The sequence below is a fragment of the Bacteroides congonensis genome, from assembly GCF_900130125.1.
Taxonomy (GTDB): domain Bacteria; phylum Bacteroidota; class Bacteroidia; order Bacteroidales; family Bacteroidaceae; genus Bacteroides; species Bacteroides congonensis.
Genome location: NZ_FQXY01000011.1, coordinates 1013609 through 1029601, shown reverse-complemented (window position 1 = coordinate 1029601; position 15993 = coordinate 1013609). Strand labels below are relative to the sequence as shown.

The 15993-nt window shown below is 40.7% G+C and carries 10 protein-coding genes and 1 pseudogene; 3 read left to right on the top strand and 8 right to left on the bottom strand.

The features are described 5' to 3' along the window. Positions 1-224: 224 nt before the first annotated feature. The 8 genes and pseudogenes from BQ7997_RS21480 to BQ7997_RS21445 all read right to left on the bottom strand — a co-directional run bounded on the left by BQ7997_RS21480 (position 225) and on the right by BQ7997_RS21445 (position 9097). On the bottom strand, positions 225-797 hold the full coding sequence (locus BQ7997_RS21480; protein WP_073347982.1) for an RloB family protein: 573 nt from the start codon (positions 795-797) through the stop codon (positions 225-227). A 12-nt stretch (positions 798-809) separates the two neighbouring features. Next, positions 810-2018 carry an AAA family ATPase gene (locus tag BQ7997_RS21475; RefSeq protein WP_073347981.1) on the bottom strand — a complete coding sequence of 403 codons (1209 nt, stop codon included), beginning with the start codon at positions 2016-2018 and terminating at the stop codon, positions 810-812. A 228-nt stretch (positions 2019-2246) separates the two neighbouring features. Next, complete coding sequence (locus BQ7997_RS26190) at positions 2247-2471, bottom strand: hypothetical protein (RefSeq protein WP_073347980.1); 225 nt, start codon at positions 2469-2471, stop codon at positions 2247-2249. Continuing rightward, positions 2471-2812: pseudogene (locus BQ7997_RS26185) on the bottom strand (SWIM zinc finger family protein); the annotation flags it as partial. The pseudogene BQ7997_RS26185 and the gene BQ7997_RS26190, both read right to left, overlap by 1 nt. Further along, positions 2793-3671 carry a DUF7281 domain-containing protein gene (locus BQ7997_RS21460; RefSeq protein ID WP_073347978.1) on the bottom strand — a complete coding sequence of 293 codons (879 nt, stop codon included), beginning with the start codon at positions 3669-3671 and terminating at the stop codon, positions 2793-2795. The pseudogene BQ7997_RS26185 and the gene BQ7997_RS21460, both read right to left, overlap by 20 nt. After that, a complete protein-coding gene (locus BQ7997_RS21455) occupies positions 3668-7336 on the bottom strand; it encodes an ATP-binding protein (protein ID WP_073347977.1) in 3669 nt (1222 codons plus the stop codon). The genes BQ7997_RS21460 and BQ7997_RS21455 overlap by 4 nt, the downstream gene beginning before the upstream one ends. Then, positions 7320-7871, bottom strand: a complete 552-nt coding sequence (locus BQ7997_RS21450; protein WP_004308256.1) for a condensin complex protein MksE — start codon at positions 7869-7871, stop codon at positions 7320-7322. Before BQ7997_RS21450 ends, BQ7997_RS21455 begins: the two co-directional genes overlap by 17 nt. Before the next feature lie 29 nt (positions 7872-7900). After that, on the bottom strand, positions 7901-9097 hold the full coding sequence (locus tag BQ7997_RS21445; RefSeq protein WP_073347976.1) for a hypothetical protein: 1197 nt from the start codon (positions 9095-9097) through the stop codon (positions 7901-7903). A gap of 778 nt (positions 9098-9875) precedes the next feature. Here BQ7997_RS21445 and BQ7997_RS21440 point away from each other — a divergent pair. The 3 genes from BQ7997_RS21440 (at position 9876) to bla (ending at position 15967) form a co-directional block, all read left to right on the top strand. Next, entirely contained in the window at positions 9876-13202 is a 3327-nt protein-coding gene (locus tag BQ7997_RS21440; protein WP_073347975.1) for a SusC/RagA family TonB-linked outer membrane protein, read from the top strand. A gap of 19 nt (positions 13203-13221) precedes the next feature. After that, positions 13222-14793, top strand: coding sequence for a RagB/SusD family nutrient uptake outer membrane protein (locus BQ7997_RS21435; RefSeq protein WP_073347974.1), 1572 nt, complete (start codon positions 13222-13224; stop codon positions 14791-14793). A 283-nt stretch (positions 14794-15076) separates the two neighbouring features. Then, positions 15077-15967 (top strand): class A beta-lactamase, subclass A2, encoded by an 891-nt coding sequence (gene bla / locus BQ7997_RS21430; protein ID WP_073347973.1) that lies wholly within the window; start codon positions 15077-15079, stop codon positions 15965-15967. Positions 15968-15993 lie beyond the last annotated feature (26 nt).

Genomic DNA, 15993 nt, shown 5'->3' with positions numbered 1-15993 from the left:
AAAACTTATAATAAAGTATTTTTTAATTTGATTCTTATATTTAAAACAGAATCCAAACAATAAAAGAAACATCTGAATCCTGTTTTCTCATTTACACAAAATATTTTATAGTGCCATAATGTATATACTGATATGTTCATTCAATTGTGTTGCATTACATATTTTTAGATGTTTTTATTCAATTGTGGATGCAAAAGAACTGAATCTTATTGAAAACCAATTTCCTATTCGCTAACTTTTTTGATTGCCTTATAAATCTCACTATAAGAATCACGACCTTTATATTTTTCAGCCAGCTCACATGCCTTATCCATCTTTGAGTCTGCAAGCATATCTCTTACCCATTTGTCTTTTTCAAGATACTTGCGTGCCTTATCGTATGTTGGCAGATATTGCTTTAATGTTCTTTCAGTTGCAGCTGAATCTTGAAAATGTCGGCAAGTGTCCTCAAAGTGAAGCAAGAACCAGTACTCTATTGATTGCAAACTGTCACACAAAATCACATTGGCATTATTCTCGTATTTCTTTTTGAGCGCTGTCATTTTCCTGTTTTCCGCATCGGAGCGTCTGCTAACATCGGCATCAAAAACACATATCACAAAAACGTCTTCATCCAAAAGTTCCTTGATTCTCTTTTCAATCTTCTCAATGCTATTGTTTTCAAACAGACGTGGAGAAATAGAGTATCTATAACCAAGCAACTTCTTCAAATGGCTGAAATAGAATAATTCAGTCAATCCTTCACCAACAATATGAATAACCTGTCTGGTTGGTGTATTCTTTCTAACTTTTCTCATAAAGTTACATGATTATAGGTTAGGGACTGCACCGAATTTACCGAACTTATATGCCTTCTGAAGAGAACTAATTCTGTTCAATCCTTTGAAATCTGTCAGAGGGTAAAGCACACTTGATCCATCTGTATTCTTTTCCGTAAACCAGATATTATCTTTTCTAAGCAAATCTTCTTCGCCCAACAACCCGTCATAATGCGTGGTTAACAACAGTTGAGCCTGTTGGGATTCTTTCAGGAAATGTTCAATAATATATTCTATCAACTTGGGGTGAAGTGAGGATTCTATCTCATCGACTGCAAGAAAAGCATTTCTCTCAAGAATCTTTTGTACTTGAGCAGCCAAACCAAACGTACGAACAGTACCGTCTGACTCAAACAACTCAGGAAACTCGTAATAATCATTGTTTCCATACTCTGAAGAAACCCTATGTTGATACATGGTATAATTAACCAACCCTTTCTTCGTTTCCTGCTCTTTGGATGTAATATTGGAGATATTGAAATCCGCTTCCTGTAAATACCTCAAAATATAATCTTTTGCAGATTCTTCCTTAATCGATTCTTCGGCATAACGGCTCAATGATGATGTAGGTACGATGGCAGGCATCACCTGATTTGTCAAGTACTGAAGAACTGTTTCCACTTCTGCAATATGTGTATTAACCTGCATGTAAGCAGCAAAAACAGACATATTATGTAGACATTTTAAGTTTATCTCTTCATTAACAGCTTGAGCAACCTTGATTTTCTGCCCGAATTTGATAACAGATACATTATTTTCAGTATTCCTTTCAAAGATAGAAGCCGGCTGCTGGCTTGGATAATAAATCAAAGTCTCCTTTGCAACATGTGATCTGTCCAAAGCAACGGAATATACATAACGAGTCGCTTTCTCTCCATTCATCAAATAAAATGAAATAGAAAATTCAGACAATTGCCCCTGCCTGGTTTTATCCAAAAGAAATGGAATCACCTGAATTTGTTCAGCTTTATTTAGCGGAGTGTAAGTAATAAATGATTTAATATAATCACAGACCTTAATAATATTACTTTTACCGGAAGCATTTGCTCCATAAACCACAGCAATTTTCAACAGTCTCACATCCTCAGCCAATTCGACTACGTGATATGATTCCATATCTTTATTACTATCAGCTTCAAAACTTAATATAGCCTCATCTCTGAATGAGAACATGTTCTTGAACTTTATTTCCGCTATCATATTATCTATTTTTCCACAAAGATAATAATAAAGCCCATAAATCATATATTAGATTTGATTATTCGCAATTTCCATGCAAATAATCTAATCTAAAGCGCAAATAATGAACGGCGTTTTAATTCATAGGAATATAATTCCCCAATTTCATCTTATTTATAACCTCACAAAGGTACGAACTTTGCCATCCCTAAACAACAGAGATACAAAAAAACTTATAATAAAGTCTTTTCAAAATTTCTCCAACACTTCCATCATTGCCGGACGGCGTTTATATTTTATCCGAAATTCCGCTACTATGTTTTTCACCGCGGTCTGTCCTCCCTTTAGTTTATGTATGCACGGTAACACTTGTGCGATAAATTCATAATTCCTCCGTCCCATTTTCCGTTCGACATAGTCATTCAACGAAGAAGTATACATAGCAATCAGCTGTTCCGAATGAGTATCCTTCAAAAGAAGTCTGCTTTCTTCAGAAAAATATCCATTCGATTGAAAACAGTTTCCCAATCACGACTGTAATCATTATAACGATTATGATAACGAGACTTTTTACTGTCACCGGAGCTATTAAAAAGCTTTTGAATCTCCATTCTATAATCTTTTCCCTTTGATGTCGAAGACGATTCCTTGAATATAAAACGCTTCAAAAGCGCTGCCTTAAATTCCAGATTCGTTGAGGCATATTCACTGATAAATGTAGAAAGTTCCTGGGGATTAATGAATGACAGCAATTGCTTGATGTCCACATCAGGTAGTACCACCTCTTCTTCTTTTTTAACTATCCTCATTTTTGAAATACTTTATATATCCTTCTTGTTCATACGCCTTCCCATATTTATGAATCATCGCCACCAATGGTCTTAAACGTTCGTCAGAAACCAACATAGCCCTATAGCGCAAATACTGATTATCATAAAGCTGCCGATTTCCGTCCTTTAGGCGTTTCTCCACATCCGCAGGAATGAAAAATTCCGAACGATTGCCCAAATTTACATAGAATTCATTTAAAAAGATAGAAATGCCAGCCAAATCGATGTCTCCGAAATGAATATAGCGGTTGGGGATTATCTTTAGCCAATTACACAAATCCTTCGATTGCGGGTAACGGGATACGAAAAGAACTTTCATTCCTTCAAACAAATACTTTTGGGCACGGATATGCTGGAAATTCTCTCCATTCTCTATACCCACTACTACAACATCTTCAGGAATACGGAAATCTTCGTAATCCTGCATGAAGATGGAAGTGCCTTGCAAGGGAGAAAGCACACATGGTTCATCATGAAGAGTTGCTTCTATAGGCTCATAACAATTGAGAAGAAAACCTTTGAACGTACGGGTATATCTCAGTTTAGAGTCCCCCGCCTTCGCCACTTGCTCCGAACGTGATACTTCATCCGGACAGTTCCTCATCTCAATCCAATCTTCCAGCTCCATGCCGGAAGTATAATGCTGAGCAAGATAAATACGGCAACCTTCCGGGTCAATCATACGAAAACTACGCATACTCCCTCGGGGAACAATAGTGATGATTCCCTCATCCATTAATCTATTCGCTATCAGTCCAGCAAACTTTGTGTAAGGTACGAGCTCACCGCCCAGCATTTTCAGGATCTGTCTCGCCATTGCCAATGTAAATAAACTACCACTCATTTTTCTATCTTATTATAGGTCAACAATGGGACAACCTGTGTATTTGACCGCCCGTCCTTACTCAGCAAATAGGTATATCGATAGTCCTCCACATTATAAGTAGTGGGAGAACTGTTTACCAACAATATATTCCGGCAATTGGCAAAATCCAGAATGCCTTTCACATTGTTGGGATGTAACTTGCCTATTTCATCCATCATGCAATGGATTTTAAAGTCACCGAACTTACGCGACGCCTTTTCCTTGAACACATTAATCAGCATGATATTGACCATTGCTTTCACCAGAATGTCCGTGCCGTCAGAACCTACGTTGGCAATCTTCTCTACCCATCCCGTGTCGTTATCATTCTCTTTCACGCGGAACTCCAGTTTGAATGTATCGGCAAGCGCTAACCGTCTGCGTCCCGGCTCGTCGAGCAGGAATTTCATAAACGACAGCAAATGCCGGACAGCCGTTGCATTGACATCTTCACGGGAAGCCTGCGAGAACAAGTCAACCTTTCCCATATTATATTGGTTCTCATCACAAAACCTCTTAATTTCCAGCAATAACTGCATCAGTTTATCGCTGCTCTGAAGCGGACGAAGTGCTATTTCCTTGATTACTCCGGCAAAATTCCGCTTGACAAAATCATCGTTGATATCCTTTATGGTTCTGTGTATCTCGCTTTCATTACGGGTCAGTCCTCCCACTTCCTGCGAAATCCGGCGGATTATATCCGTATACCGTTCACTGATATGTTTCTGATAATCGGAAATCTTATCATTATCCACAAACTCGCACAGATTGGAAGCGAAATCATAGTAATCCTGTTCTCCAACCAGTTCCGTACGGAAATGGAACGTGTTTTTTGACGAGAAGTTTCCATTGAACTGCGTCACCGCTTTCTTGAATTCGTCTGTTTTTTTGATGGTGGATACGATGAGAGACTTCAATTCTTCCACTATAACATCGCAACTTTTCCGGGTAGGCTTCTCTCCTATTTCCGTCACAGAAGGCGGACAGAAAGTTTCATCTTTCCGGAACATATCCACTTTTTTCAATCCGTCCTCCAGCAGATGCAATTCCTTGCCAATCCGGTCGAGATGCTCGTCTGCCCCTTTTTTCTGAAGCTGCAACTTCTCCTTCTTCAGAGCGAAACGTTCGTCCAATGCAACCAGCTTCGCATCCAGTTCTTTCTTCCGGCTTCGTGTAGCAGGTTCCTTATCAAACAGTTCCGCCTTGTCTCTTTCATAATAAAGAACTTGCGGACGGGATTTGCTGATAAATTCCAATTCTTTATTTATTTCGGCAAGCCTGTCGTCATACTTGCGGATAGTGACCGTATCAGCCCCCTTTCCATTCAGTTCATTCTCCTGTGCCTGTTTCAGCTCCTTTTCCCGCTCCGCAGTCTGTTGTTTCATCCGGTCTACCTCTTGCTGAACGCCGGCAACAAACTCCTCCAGTTCCTTTCGGAGTTCCGTCCTGCTGTCATTATACACTTTCCGGCAGGCTTTCAACAGTTTTTCCCGTTCATCCAAATACTTCTGCTTCTCTCCTTCCGCCACATAGAGACGGTGTCCGATTTCATCCAGTTGTGCCTTCAATTCTTCAGTACATCCTCTTTTCCACTCCTCTTCCTTTGTCTTCCATGAGGCGTAATCAGCCTGCAAATTCTTCAATTTTGCAGGAATCTGCATTCGCTCGGCTTCCATCAGATGTTGTTCTTCCAGAATACCATGTATTTGCTTCGAATACTTCTTCTCCAAAGAAGAAACTGCTTCCCACTCTTCTTCCGTCAGTCGAGTGAGACGGTCGGTACAAAGTTGCCGGGCTGCTTGTTGTCTGTCACGTTCCTGCTTCATTTCTTCGGGAGTGCGGACAGGACGCTCGATAGCTGCCAGATTAAGTGAAACGCCGAACATAGTAGACTCCTTATTCACTAATTGAGGTTGCAGTTCATTGTTGTACAACACCAGTTCCTCATCCGCCACCTTGCCTATCGTCTCCTGCCAATCCGGTTTGTTCTTCTCCAGCCACTCGCACAACGAACCTTTTCGTTTCTCAATCAGGGCATCCAATGTTTGCACCTGTTCTTCAATCGCGCTCCGCTCTTTGCGGACAGACTCCATCTTTGCCTGAAATTCCCATTTCAATTCTTTCACTTTCCATTCACACTCCTGTCTCAACTGCTTTATTTCTCCTTGCTGCTGACGGATGCCAAGTTCCAGTTCCTTGTCCTTTTTGCGCAGTTCGTTGATGCCGTCTTCACAATCGGACATTTCCTTTTGGTGGGGATGCTCGTATTTCACCTTTTGAAGTTTCAGGTTACACTGTGCCTGTTCATCGCGCAACTGCCGGATACGATTATCCACCGTCTGTACTTTCTCTTCTTGTGTCGTCCTTACTTTTTCCTCTTCCACACGAAGTTGTTGCATCAGCTCTTCCTGCTTGCCGCCAATCTCCGCATTCCGGACATTTATCCGTGCCTGCTGACTATTCTCAAAAGTATGGAAATCTGTTTCCAGTTTCTCAAACAGCAACCGGTACTTACTCAATACGTCCTCATAAGCCCTTGTCAGTTCCGATTTCATACTCCGGACTTGTTCCAGTTCCTGAATCAACAGTTCTTCGCAAGATACCCGTTTGATGATTTCTTCAATCTGCATCTGCTCGTAATGCAGACGTTTCTCACGTATCTTTTTGAGTAAGTCGTTTATTACACCTATCTCCGTAATCAAGCCATCACGCTCTTTGGTGTACTTTTGTTGCAGTTCACCCATAAGCCGCAGCAACCGTTCACGTTCCGTCTCCGCTTTAGCCAGTTCTTCCTTCACCAGCGGAATCTCATGCAAAGCCCGTTTCTCCGCAAAGTTAAGTTCCGCACGCCCTTCAGCAATCTGCTTTTGGGTATAAATCAAGTCACGATAGGCATTCATTACTTTCTCCGCCATCTTCCGGACAGGCACTTCTCCATTCTTATTCTTTGTAAACCAAAGCATCACGTCCCTGTATTCCTGCTCGAATTCCTTTATCTGGCTACGATAGAAGTCTAAATCGACAGAGATATCCTCATCACTCATCGAACGGATAATGGTATCTTTTATAAAATCGGCATCCAATTTGGAATTTAAAAAGACGTTCTGTATGGTACGGGGAATATTCTGATATTTTGCACTTTCCACAATGGCAAACTTGCGGTAGGGTATCATTTCATGCTTACGGTTATTACCGAAGATGATGTCCCGATACATTTCATAGCTAGTCACCTGTGCAGTAATCTGAATCTTCGCGCCGATGTGTTCGCGGATACGTCCCCATTCGGAATATACCACATTGTGTTCGTCAATGAACCAGTCCTGTTGGAATGGCGCATCAATAAAACGGAAAAATACGCGTCCTTGGGATTTGGCAGCCACCACACAGTAAGCGGCATTCTCACGCATCACTTCATAGACTATATAAGAATTGGCGTACGGGAAGTAAAAAGCATCGAAACTTTTCTTCTCCTTCGGAATGCCCAGTCTTAGCTTGTCAGCATTATAAAAGAAAAGGATGGCACGAAGCAGCGTACTCTTACCGACACCTTGCGTACCTATAAAATGTACGTTGCCATCCAATTTCACTTCCGCATAAGGAATATGGGCACTGTTCAGAAAAATAATCTTATTCAGGTATCTCATCTTGCACCTCCTCTGAAATTGTGATACAATCAACCAAGTCTTCCATATAATGGAAAGCCGACAAAACTTTATATGTCCCGTCGAGTTCGTTTTCTTTCTCTATCAGTCCTATGCTCTCCAGTTCTTTCAGCAGTTTGCCGACTACTTCATCATATTTCTTCTTATCCGAAAACAGTTTGGTTGCCTTTTCTTTCAGTTCGATATCGCATCCTATCTGAATCTCAATATCGGCGGCACGGAACAGGAATCCCGGGCCGAATGCCGAATGATAGGTTTTCAGGAAACTCAGGTAATCAATCCACTTCTGAATCGCCTCCAGTTTACGTTCCAAATCGACTTTCGATTCCTTGCGGGTAAAGTAGTAATAACCGTCACCGCCTTCCAGATAGAAGCCGATACCTTTGTAATAATCATAATAATCAGGTAAATCTTCCTCAATGGCATCATACAAGCGTTTTACTTGGGTAGAGACACTGTTAGAAGAAATGAATCCCCCTTTGCTAAGTATATTAAATATCTCTTCAGTGTATTTCATGGTCATCTGTTTTTAGTATTCAGCATACGTCATTTGGCATATATGATAGGGTATTCCACTTCGTCGGAGATTTCATAAGTATCCGTAAAGCGAAGTTCGTCGGCATACTGTGATGCCAGTTGGCAGAAAAAGATTAATTTCTCTCCACGTGTCACCTCTTTCCGGTAGCGATAGTTCATCACAAAAGAGAACAGATGGGTGCTGGATGCCATAAATGAATTATGCACTTCCTGCAGGTTTACGGTATCTATCATTTGCGACTGCCCATCCAGATATCCTTCCGGAATGGCATCTGCCAGTTGTTTCATTCCTTTCGGAGAATTCTTCTGTCGGGCGACAAGTCTCTTCAATATCTGAAAAGCCTCGTCGGAAGTCCGTAGATTATCAATGGAAAGTTTGATACGATAGCCGACCTGCGGCTCCATCCAAACAGGGTTCTTTTGCGCGGCAACAGAACGGATGCTTGTATGTTCTTCCAACAGGAACTGGTCTTTCAGGTACTTCAGTTTCTTTACTTTTTCAAGGATACGGTTCTGATAATCTATCAGGTTCAGATAATGGATGATTTGCTTCTGGATTTCAATCAGGTTATGGTATGAGTCATTCAACTGGAGTTTTACGTCACTCACCACATTACGCATCTGCACATCCATCGCCACTCGAAAGAAAGTAGGCTGTCCATAGTCTATCAATTCCTCGCTTTTACGAATCAACAGGGCTATATTGTTCCGTTTCTCGTCAAGCCGGACGAGTTTGGTTTTCTTTATCTTGTAATTAGGTTCGTTCTTATAGGTGTTATCCATATTCCGCTTCAAGTCCATCACGTTACGGACGGTAGTCAGAGCTATATTTTTCAGGCAGCGTTTCACTTCCCGTTGATAGTTGTACTTGCGCTGTTCGTTATTTTCCTTCAAGTAATAATCAATGTTTTCATTCAGCCGTGTCAGGTAATCCTGTACGAAAGAGACATTGATTTCTTCATTCACTTCGAGCACATCTTCAAAAAACTTCAGATAAATATCTTCCATTTCGAGAAAATCGCCGGTATCCCGGATCACTCCGTAGTCTATCAAATAACGGATACGTTCTTCTTTGTACTCGGTCATTTCAAGCGCATAATCATAACGGAACGAAAGAGACTTCCGCTTTGAAAACATTTCCTTCAGGAGTTCTTTCTCCCGGTCGAGACTTTTGACGAGTTCTTCTATGGAACGAAAAGTGCTCATATTAGTTTTGTCTTTTAATAACGATTACTTCTTCAATAGATCTCTATTGCTAAGAACTTTGCAAAAAACAAAGCCTTACAAAAATAATACAAATGAAATAACAAACCTAATTTAACTGTTAAGATTTTTATTGTTTATGCGAATCAGTAGTTAGGATGACAGATATTTGAACCCAAAAAGCATCAGAGTAGTTGTATCTTTTGTGGTACCCACTTCTACAACATCCCTATCAACGGCTATTTCGGCAGCAATATCTGTTACCATACCAATAATCGGCCTTATCTGTACTATCTTCACTTATCATATTGAATTAATGTAAGATTTGATAAGTGTAGATGCTTCTTCACAAGTGATATATTTCAAATAAATGTATTGTGATTTATATAGAATGGATGAGTTCAATAAGAACTTAGTTTATTATTCCTTTTATATTTATTTCGTTTCATAGGCTATAACTTGTATACATTTATAGTTCCTATTCTAAACCGGGGCAAATATATGTATATTATTTATTAACACCAAAATATTTAATAAAAATATTTTCTATATGAATAATACATATACAAAAATACACCTTATATAAAACGTGTACAAGAAAGCATCCGGTGTCTCCGGTCGGGTAGCAAAAGAGTCGGGTTTTAAATTCATATTTCGGTATTTTCAAAACCCCAAGTCCTGATTCACTCTGACAATCCATGGTATTACAAAAGCATTAGTTCTTATTGAACTTATGCAAATATTTAATTAACCCTTATTTATTAACTAAAAAGTAATACTAATGAAGAAAAACATCCTTTTGCTGATGTTGTGCTTATTCAGCTCTATAGGAGTTGTGGCACAAACAAAATCTATTAGCGGGTTGGTGACGGATGCCACTGGTGAGCCGATCATTGGTGCGAGTGTAATCGAAGTAGGTACTACAAATGGTACTATTACCGACCTTGACGGTAAATTTACATTAAACATGAATCCGAACGGAAAAATTAAAATTTCGTACGTCGGATATCAGATGCAGACCATCGAACTCAAAGGAAAAACTTCGGTTCGAGTTCAATTGAAAGAGGATTCGGAGATGCTGGATGAAGTAGTGGTGACTGGTTATGGCGGAAAGCAGTTGCGTACCAAAGTAACCAACTCCATTTCCAAAGTAAAGGAAGAGACATTGAAACAAGGACTATACAGTAATCCGGGACAAGCATTGTCAGGAGCGGTTGCGGGTTTGTCCGTGAGCCAGACTTCCGGTAATCCGGGCAGTACCCCGACTTTGGTGCTTCGTGGTGGTACGAACTTTGACGGTTCGGGTTCTCCTCTTATCCTGATTGACGGGCAGGTGCGTTCTTCTTTGAGTGATATCAACCCTGATGATATCGAATCAATGGAAGTCCTGAAAGATGCCGGAGCAACAGCTATTTACGGTGCCCGTGCCAATGACGGTGTGATTCTTGTCACCACCAAACGCGGAAAGAGCGGTAGGGCGGAAGTCAACCTGAAAGCGAAGTTCGGCTTGAACTATTTCAAGAATTCTTATGAGTTCCTTGATGCCGGAGACTATATTTATTGGATGCGCATGGGATATAAGAACGCTTATACAGGCGATATGAAACATCCGGACGGAAATGCTGTCAAAGCATGGTCTTCTCTCAGCGGATTGACTAGCGCCACTCCTTACGGTACAGGTAATGCTTATTTTGCAAGTGACGGAGTGACTCCTTTGGATGGAAACAAAACAACCTCTGCTATTTGGAGCACAATGAAGTATGCGGATAACCTGGCATTTTTGCTCGATCAGGGTTGGCAAACGATGATTGCCCCTATATACGGCGATAAACTTATTTACAAGAACACCAATATTGCGGATTTCAACGTGCAGACTCCTGCGTTTTCACAAGATTACAATTTGAGTGTAAGCGGTGGTAATGAGAAGGGAAGCTATTATGCCGGACTAGGTTATAATAAGAGTGACGGTACTGCATACGGTAACTGGTACAAGCGTATCACTTTCACCTTCAATGCTGATTATAAGTTGAAAGAATGGTTGACTTCCAGTTCCAGTTTTAACTTTGCAGACGCTACGTGGAATGGTCTGCCTGCCACCCAGACAGCCGAGGCCAATTACTTCTCGCGTTGTTTGTCCTTGCCGCCTACTTTCCGTGGCTATAATGCGGATGGGGAAATGTTGCTGGGCCCTAACTCGGGAGACGGTAACCAACAATATAATTTTGATAAATTTGTCCGTGACCAAAACACAGACAAATTTACAATGAACCAGTCCTTTACTATTGATTTTATGAAAGGGCTGTCACTAAAGTTAGGCGCAATCTGGTATTATCAGGAAGAGAAAGTTGAAAGTTTTAATAAAGACTATTTGAGTTCTCCGGGTAACAAGGTTACATCACGCGGCACTTCCGCCTCTTATGACCGCACGTTGGATCAGACTTATAACGCTGTATTGAATTATAATTATCAGATTAACAAAGATCATTATCTGGATGCAATGGCCGGTTTTGAGTATTATGATTCTTACAACAAAGGTTTCAATGCATCCGGTTCGGGCGCTCCGACCGACGACTTTATGGATTTACAATATACTACAAAAGAAGAAGGAAAACGCTCCATTGACTCCTGGCATTCCCGCCAGCGTATCATGTCTTTCTTCGGGCGTGTGAACTACGATTATCAATCAAAATATTTGCTGTCATTAGTTCTCAGAAAAGACGGATATTCAAAATTAGCTAAAGAAAACCGTTGGGGAGTATTTCCCGGTGTATCTGCCGGTTGGGTTTTCAGCAAGGAAAAATTTATGGCAAACACAAGCGATATACTTTCATTTGGTAAATTACGTGCAAGTTTCGGTCTGAACGGTAATGTCAACAAGAACTTTGTAGGCAATTATACTGTACAAGGCTCATATGGCAGTAACACATATAATGGTGTTACAGGATTCCTGTTGGGGAGCATTCCTAATCCATACTTGATGTGGGAGAAATCCAGAACTTTTGAAGTCGGACTTGACTTGGGATTCCTCGAGAATCGTATTAATGCCAATTTGACTTATTATAATCGTCTGACTAGTGATAAATATGCCAATATCACCGTACCTTCCACATCGGGAGTCGGTTCTGTGGTTTCCAATAATGGAAAGTTCCAGAATCAAGGTTTCGAGTTTGAACTGGCTTTCCGTATCATTGACCGGAAAGACTGGAAATGGAATTTGAACTGGAACGGTGCACTCAACAGGAACAAGGTCGTAGCTTTACCGGACAACAGCTTGGAACGTAACCGGCAGGATGCATATCAGGTATATACCGGTAATGGTGACGAGAAGATGTGGGTAGGCGGCTATCAAGAGGGACAACGCCCGGGCGACTTGTACATGTTTGTTGCCGAAGGTATCTATAAATCGCAGGATGAGATACCGGCAGGATTGATTGATATTACTTCCGGTAATAATGGTTCGACCGGCCGACCTTTGTATGGAGGAGCGGAAGGCTATAATAAATTGTCGGATAGTCAAAAGGAGAATGCATTGCCTATTCAGCCGGGTGATGTGAAATGGAAAGATGTCAACGGAGATGGAGTGATTGACAATTATGATATGGTGAAAGTCGGTAATACGGTACCGAAATGGACAGGAGGTTTCAATACTACTGTGAGCTGGAAAGACTTGACATTATCAGCACGTTTTGATTACGCTTTGGGCTTTAAGGCTGTAGACTGGAAATCAATGTGGATTATGGCTTGTGCACAAGGTACCTACAATACTATCCAAGAAACGAAGGACACCTGGACACCGGATAATCCGAACGCAAAATATCCTACTTACGTTTGGGCGGATCAACTGGGGAAGAGAAACTATTGCCGTAGTTCTTCCATGTTTGTATATAATGGTAATTATCTGGCACTTCGCGAGTTGTCACTTACCTACCGTTTACCGTCCATTTGGGTGCAAAAGGCTAAACTAAGTAACGTGGAATTGTCTGTGACAGGACAAAACTTAGGCTATCTGACGGAAGCGAAGCACCTGTTTTCACCTGAGAAGGCAGATAACAACGGGGGATATCCGTTGCCGCGTACTGTGATTTTTGGAATCAACGTTTCTTTCTAACATATAAAAAAGACAGATTATGAAAAAAATAATATACATCATTTCTTTATTTATATCTACTGTCCTTTATACATCGTGTGATGCTTTGGATCTGGCTCCCGAGGATTATTTCGGAAGTGGGAACTATTGGAATAATGAAGCACAGGTAGATGGATATATGACAGGTATGCATTCTCAACTGAGGAGTTATTATGATATGTTCTATGTTTTGGGAGAAGTCCGTGGCGGAACACAACGTGTGGGAACTTCATCCGAGAATACGAGTTTGAATTATGCCAACTTGCGTTCAAATGTAATTGACCAGGATAGGCCGGGCATTAGTAACTGGTACGGTCTTTATTCTCCAATCATGCAAGTCAACCATTTTATTCAGAAAGTAGAGAATGAATGCAGCTTTTTGGATGACACAAACAGGAAACATTATCTGGCTCAGGCTTATGGATTAAGGGCGTTGTACTATTTTATGCTATATAAAACGTATGGTGGGGTACCCGTCGTAACCGAAGTTGAATTGCTGAACGGCAAGGTCACGGCTGATAAATTCTATGTGGAACGTGCGACAGCAGAGGCAACACTCGAATTTATAAAAGGGGATATCCGGAAGTCAGAGGATAATTATGCTGATGTGACAGTGGCGAATGATTATGATAAGACGATATGGTCTAAAGCGGCTACTTTGATGCTGAAAACCGAAATATATATGTGGTCTGCCAAAGTGACCATTACCGGGCATACCGCTACCGGAACAACAGATTTGAAAGTGGCCCAGTCTGCTTTGAATCAGATTATAGGTAAATTCGAGTTGTTGTCTGACTTTGAGAAGGTATTCAGTACTGCCAATCGCAATAATAAAGAAGTTATTTTCACTTTACATTTTGCTGATGGTGAAGCGACCAACTGGGGAGGACAATTCCTGTACCAGGATGCTGTATTTATCGGTCAGGTATATGGACGTGACAGTAAGCGGATAGAGACGGATACATTGAACTTAAAGGGGACTGGCGGTGTATTCCGGCATGAATATACTCATGCTTTCTGGTCTGCTTATGATGAAAAAGATACCCGTCGTGACGCTACATTCCTGGAGTATTATACTCAAGAGGATAAAAATCCATCAAGCTTCGGATGTGTTTTGAAAAAATGTATCGGTTCGATCAACTCTAATAATAACCGGATTTATGATACGGATGTCATTGTGTACCGTTATGCGGATGCTTTGCTTATGATGGCTGAGGTTGCGAACGGATTGGGAGAATCATGCAGTACATATATTAATGATGTGCGCAAACGTGCTTATGGTGACGACTATGCCGGACACGAATATACTGACGGTAGTTTTGAGGAAAACGAATTGGCTATATTGCATGAACGTGATAAGGAATTTGTATGGGAAGGTAAAAGATGGTTTGATGTTGTACGTATGCAGGACGCTTCTCATAATTCGTTAGTATTCTCGGCGACAGCCAATTATCCGGCTACTTCTCCTTTGATTAACACGAATGAAAAGCATAAACTTTTATGGCCGGTGGATATTAACACGATGAATATCAACCCATTGTTAGAACAAACGCCGGGATATGAACAGGAATAGGTATTAAGATTGTAGTTTTTTACAGTTAACGACATTGAGTCCGTTTTAAAAGGTTAGCAGCAGCTTCGAAAGCAAACTGACTTTTTAAAGCGGACTTAATTTTTAAATCAATAATTATGAAATATGTATATTTACTTCTATCGCAACCATTCCTTTTCTGAAAAGTGCAAGAATAAATTTGGGAATACAATTATCGAATAAGAATTTGTTCCTAAAATTAGTATTCATATCTTTGTGTCTCCCAATAGAAAAAATAGAAACCTATTAAAAGAGAATATTAATTATGCGTTCATTCATTGTGTTTCTTTGTTTAATTCCCGTCCTGCTATTTTCTTGCCAGAGTGTTTCTCTTGAGACACAATTGAAAAAGGCTATCAAAGATAAGAAAGCTGAAATTGGCATTGCCGTCATCATAGATGGAAAAGATACGGTAACTGTCAATAATGATACTCATTATCCTTTGATGAGTGTTTTCAAGTTTCATCAGGCCTTGGCGCTGGCTGATTATATGGGAAAACACAATCAGTCGTTGGATACTCTGTTGACGATAGAGAAATCTGATTTAAAGTCGGATACGTATAGTCCCCTACGGGATAAGTATCCGGAAGGGGGAATTGAGATGAGTATCGCAGAGTTACTGAAGTACACCCTTCAGCAGAGTGACAATAACGCTTGTGATATTCTTTTTCATTATCAGGGCGGGCCGGATTCTGCGAATAAGTATATCCGGTCATTGGGGATTCAGGACTGTGAAATCACTCATACGGAAAATGATATGCATGAGGACTTAGACCTCTGTTACAGTAATTGGAGTACACCGTTGGCTGCTGCAAAGCTATTGGAGATTTTCCGTCGGGAGCCATTGTTTGCAAAGGAATATAGAGATTTTATCTATCAGACAATGGTAGAGTGTCAGACCGGACAGGATCGTTTGGTCGCTCCTTTGTTGGATAAGGGGGTGATAGTCGGACATAAAACGGGAACGGGAGATCGCAATGCCAAAGGACAACAGATTGGCTGCAATGATATCGGCTTTGTTGTTTTGCCTGACGGACATACTTACAGTATAGCTGTCTTCGTGAAAGATTCCGAAGAGAGTTCTCCGGAAAACAGTAAGATTATTGCAGATGTTTCACGCATCGTTTACGAATATGTGATGAAGACAGTAAAATAAAGAGTTATAACGATAAAGAATAAAAT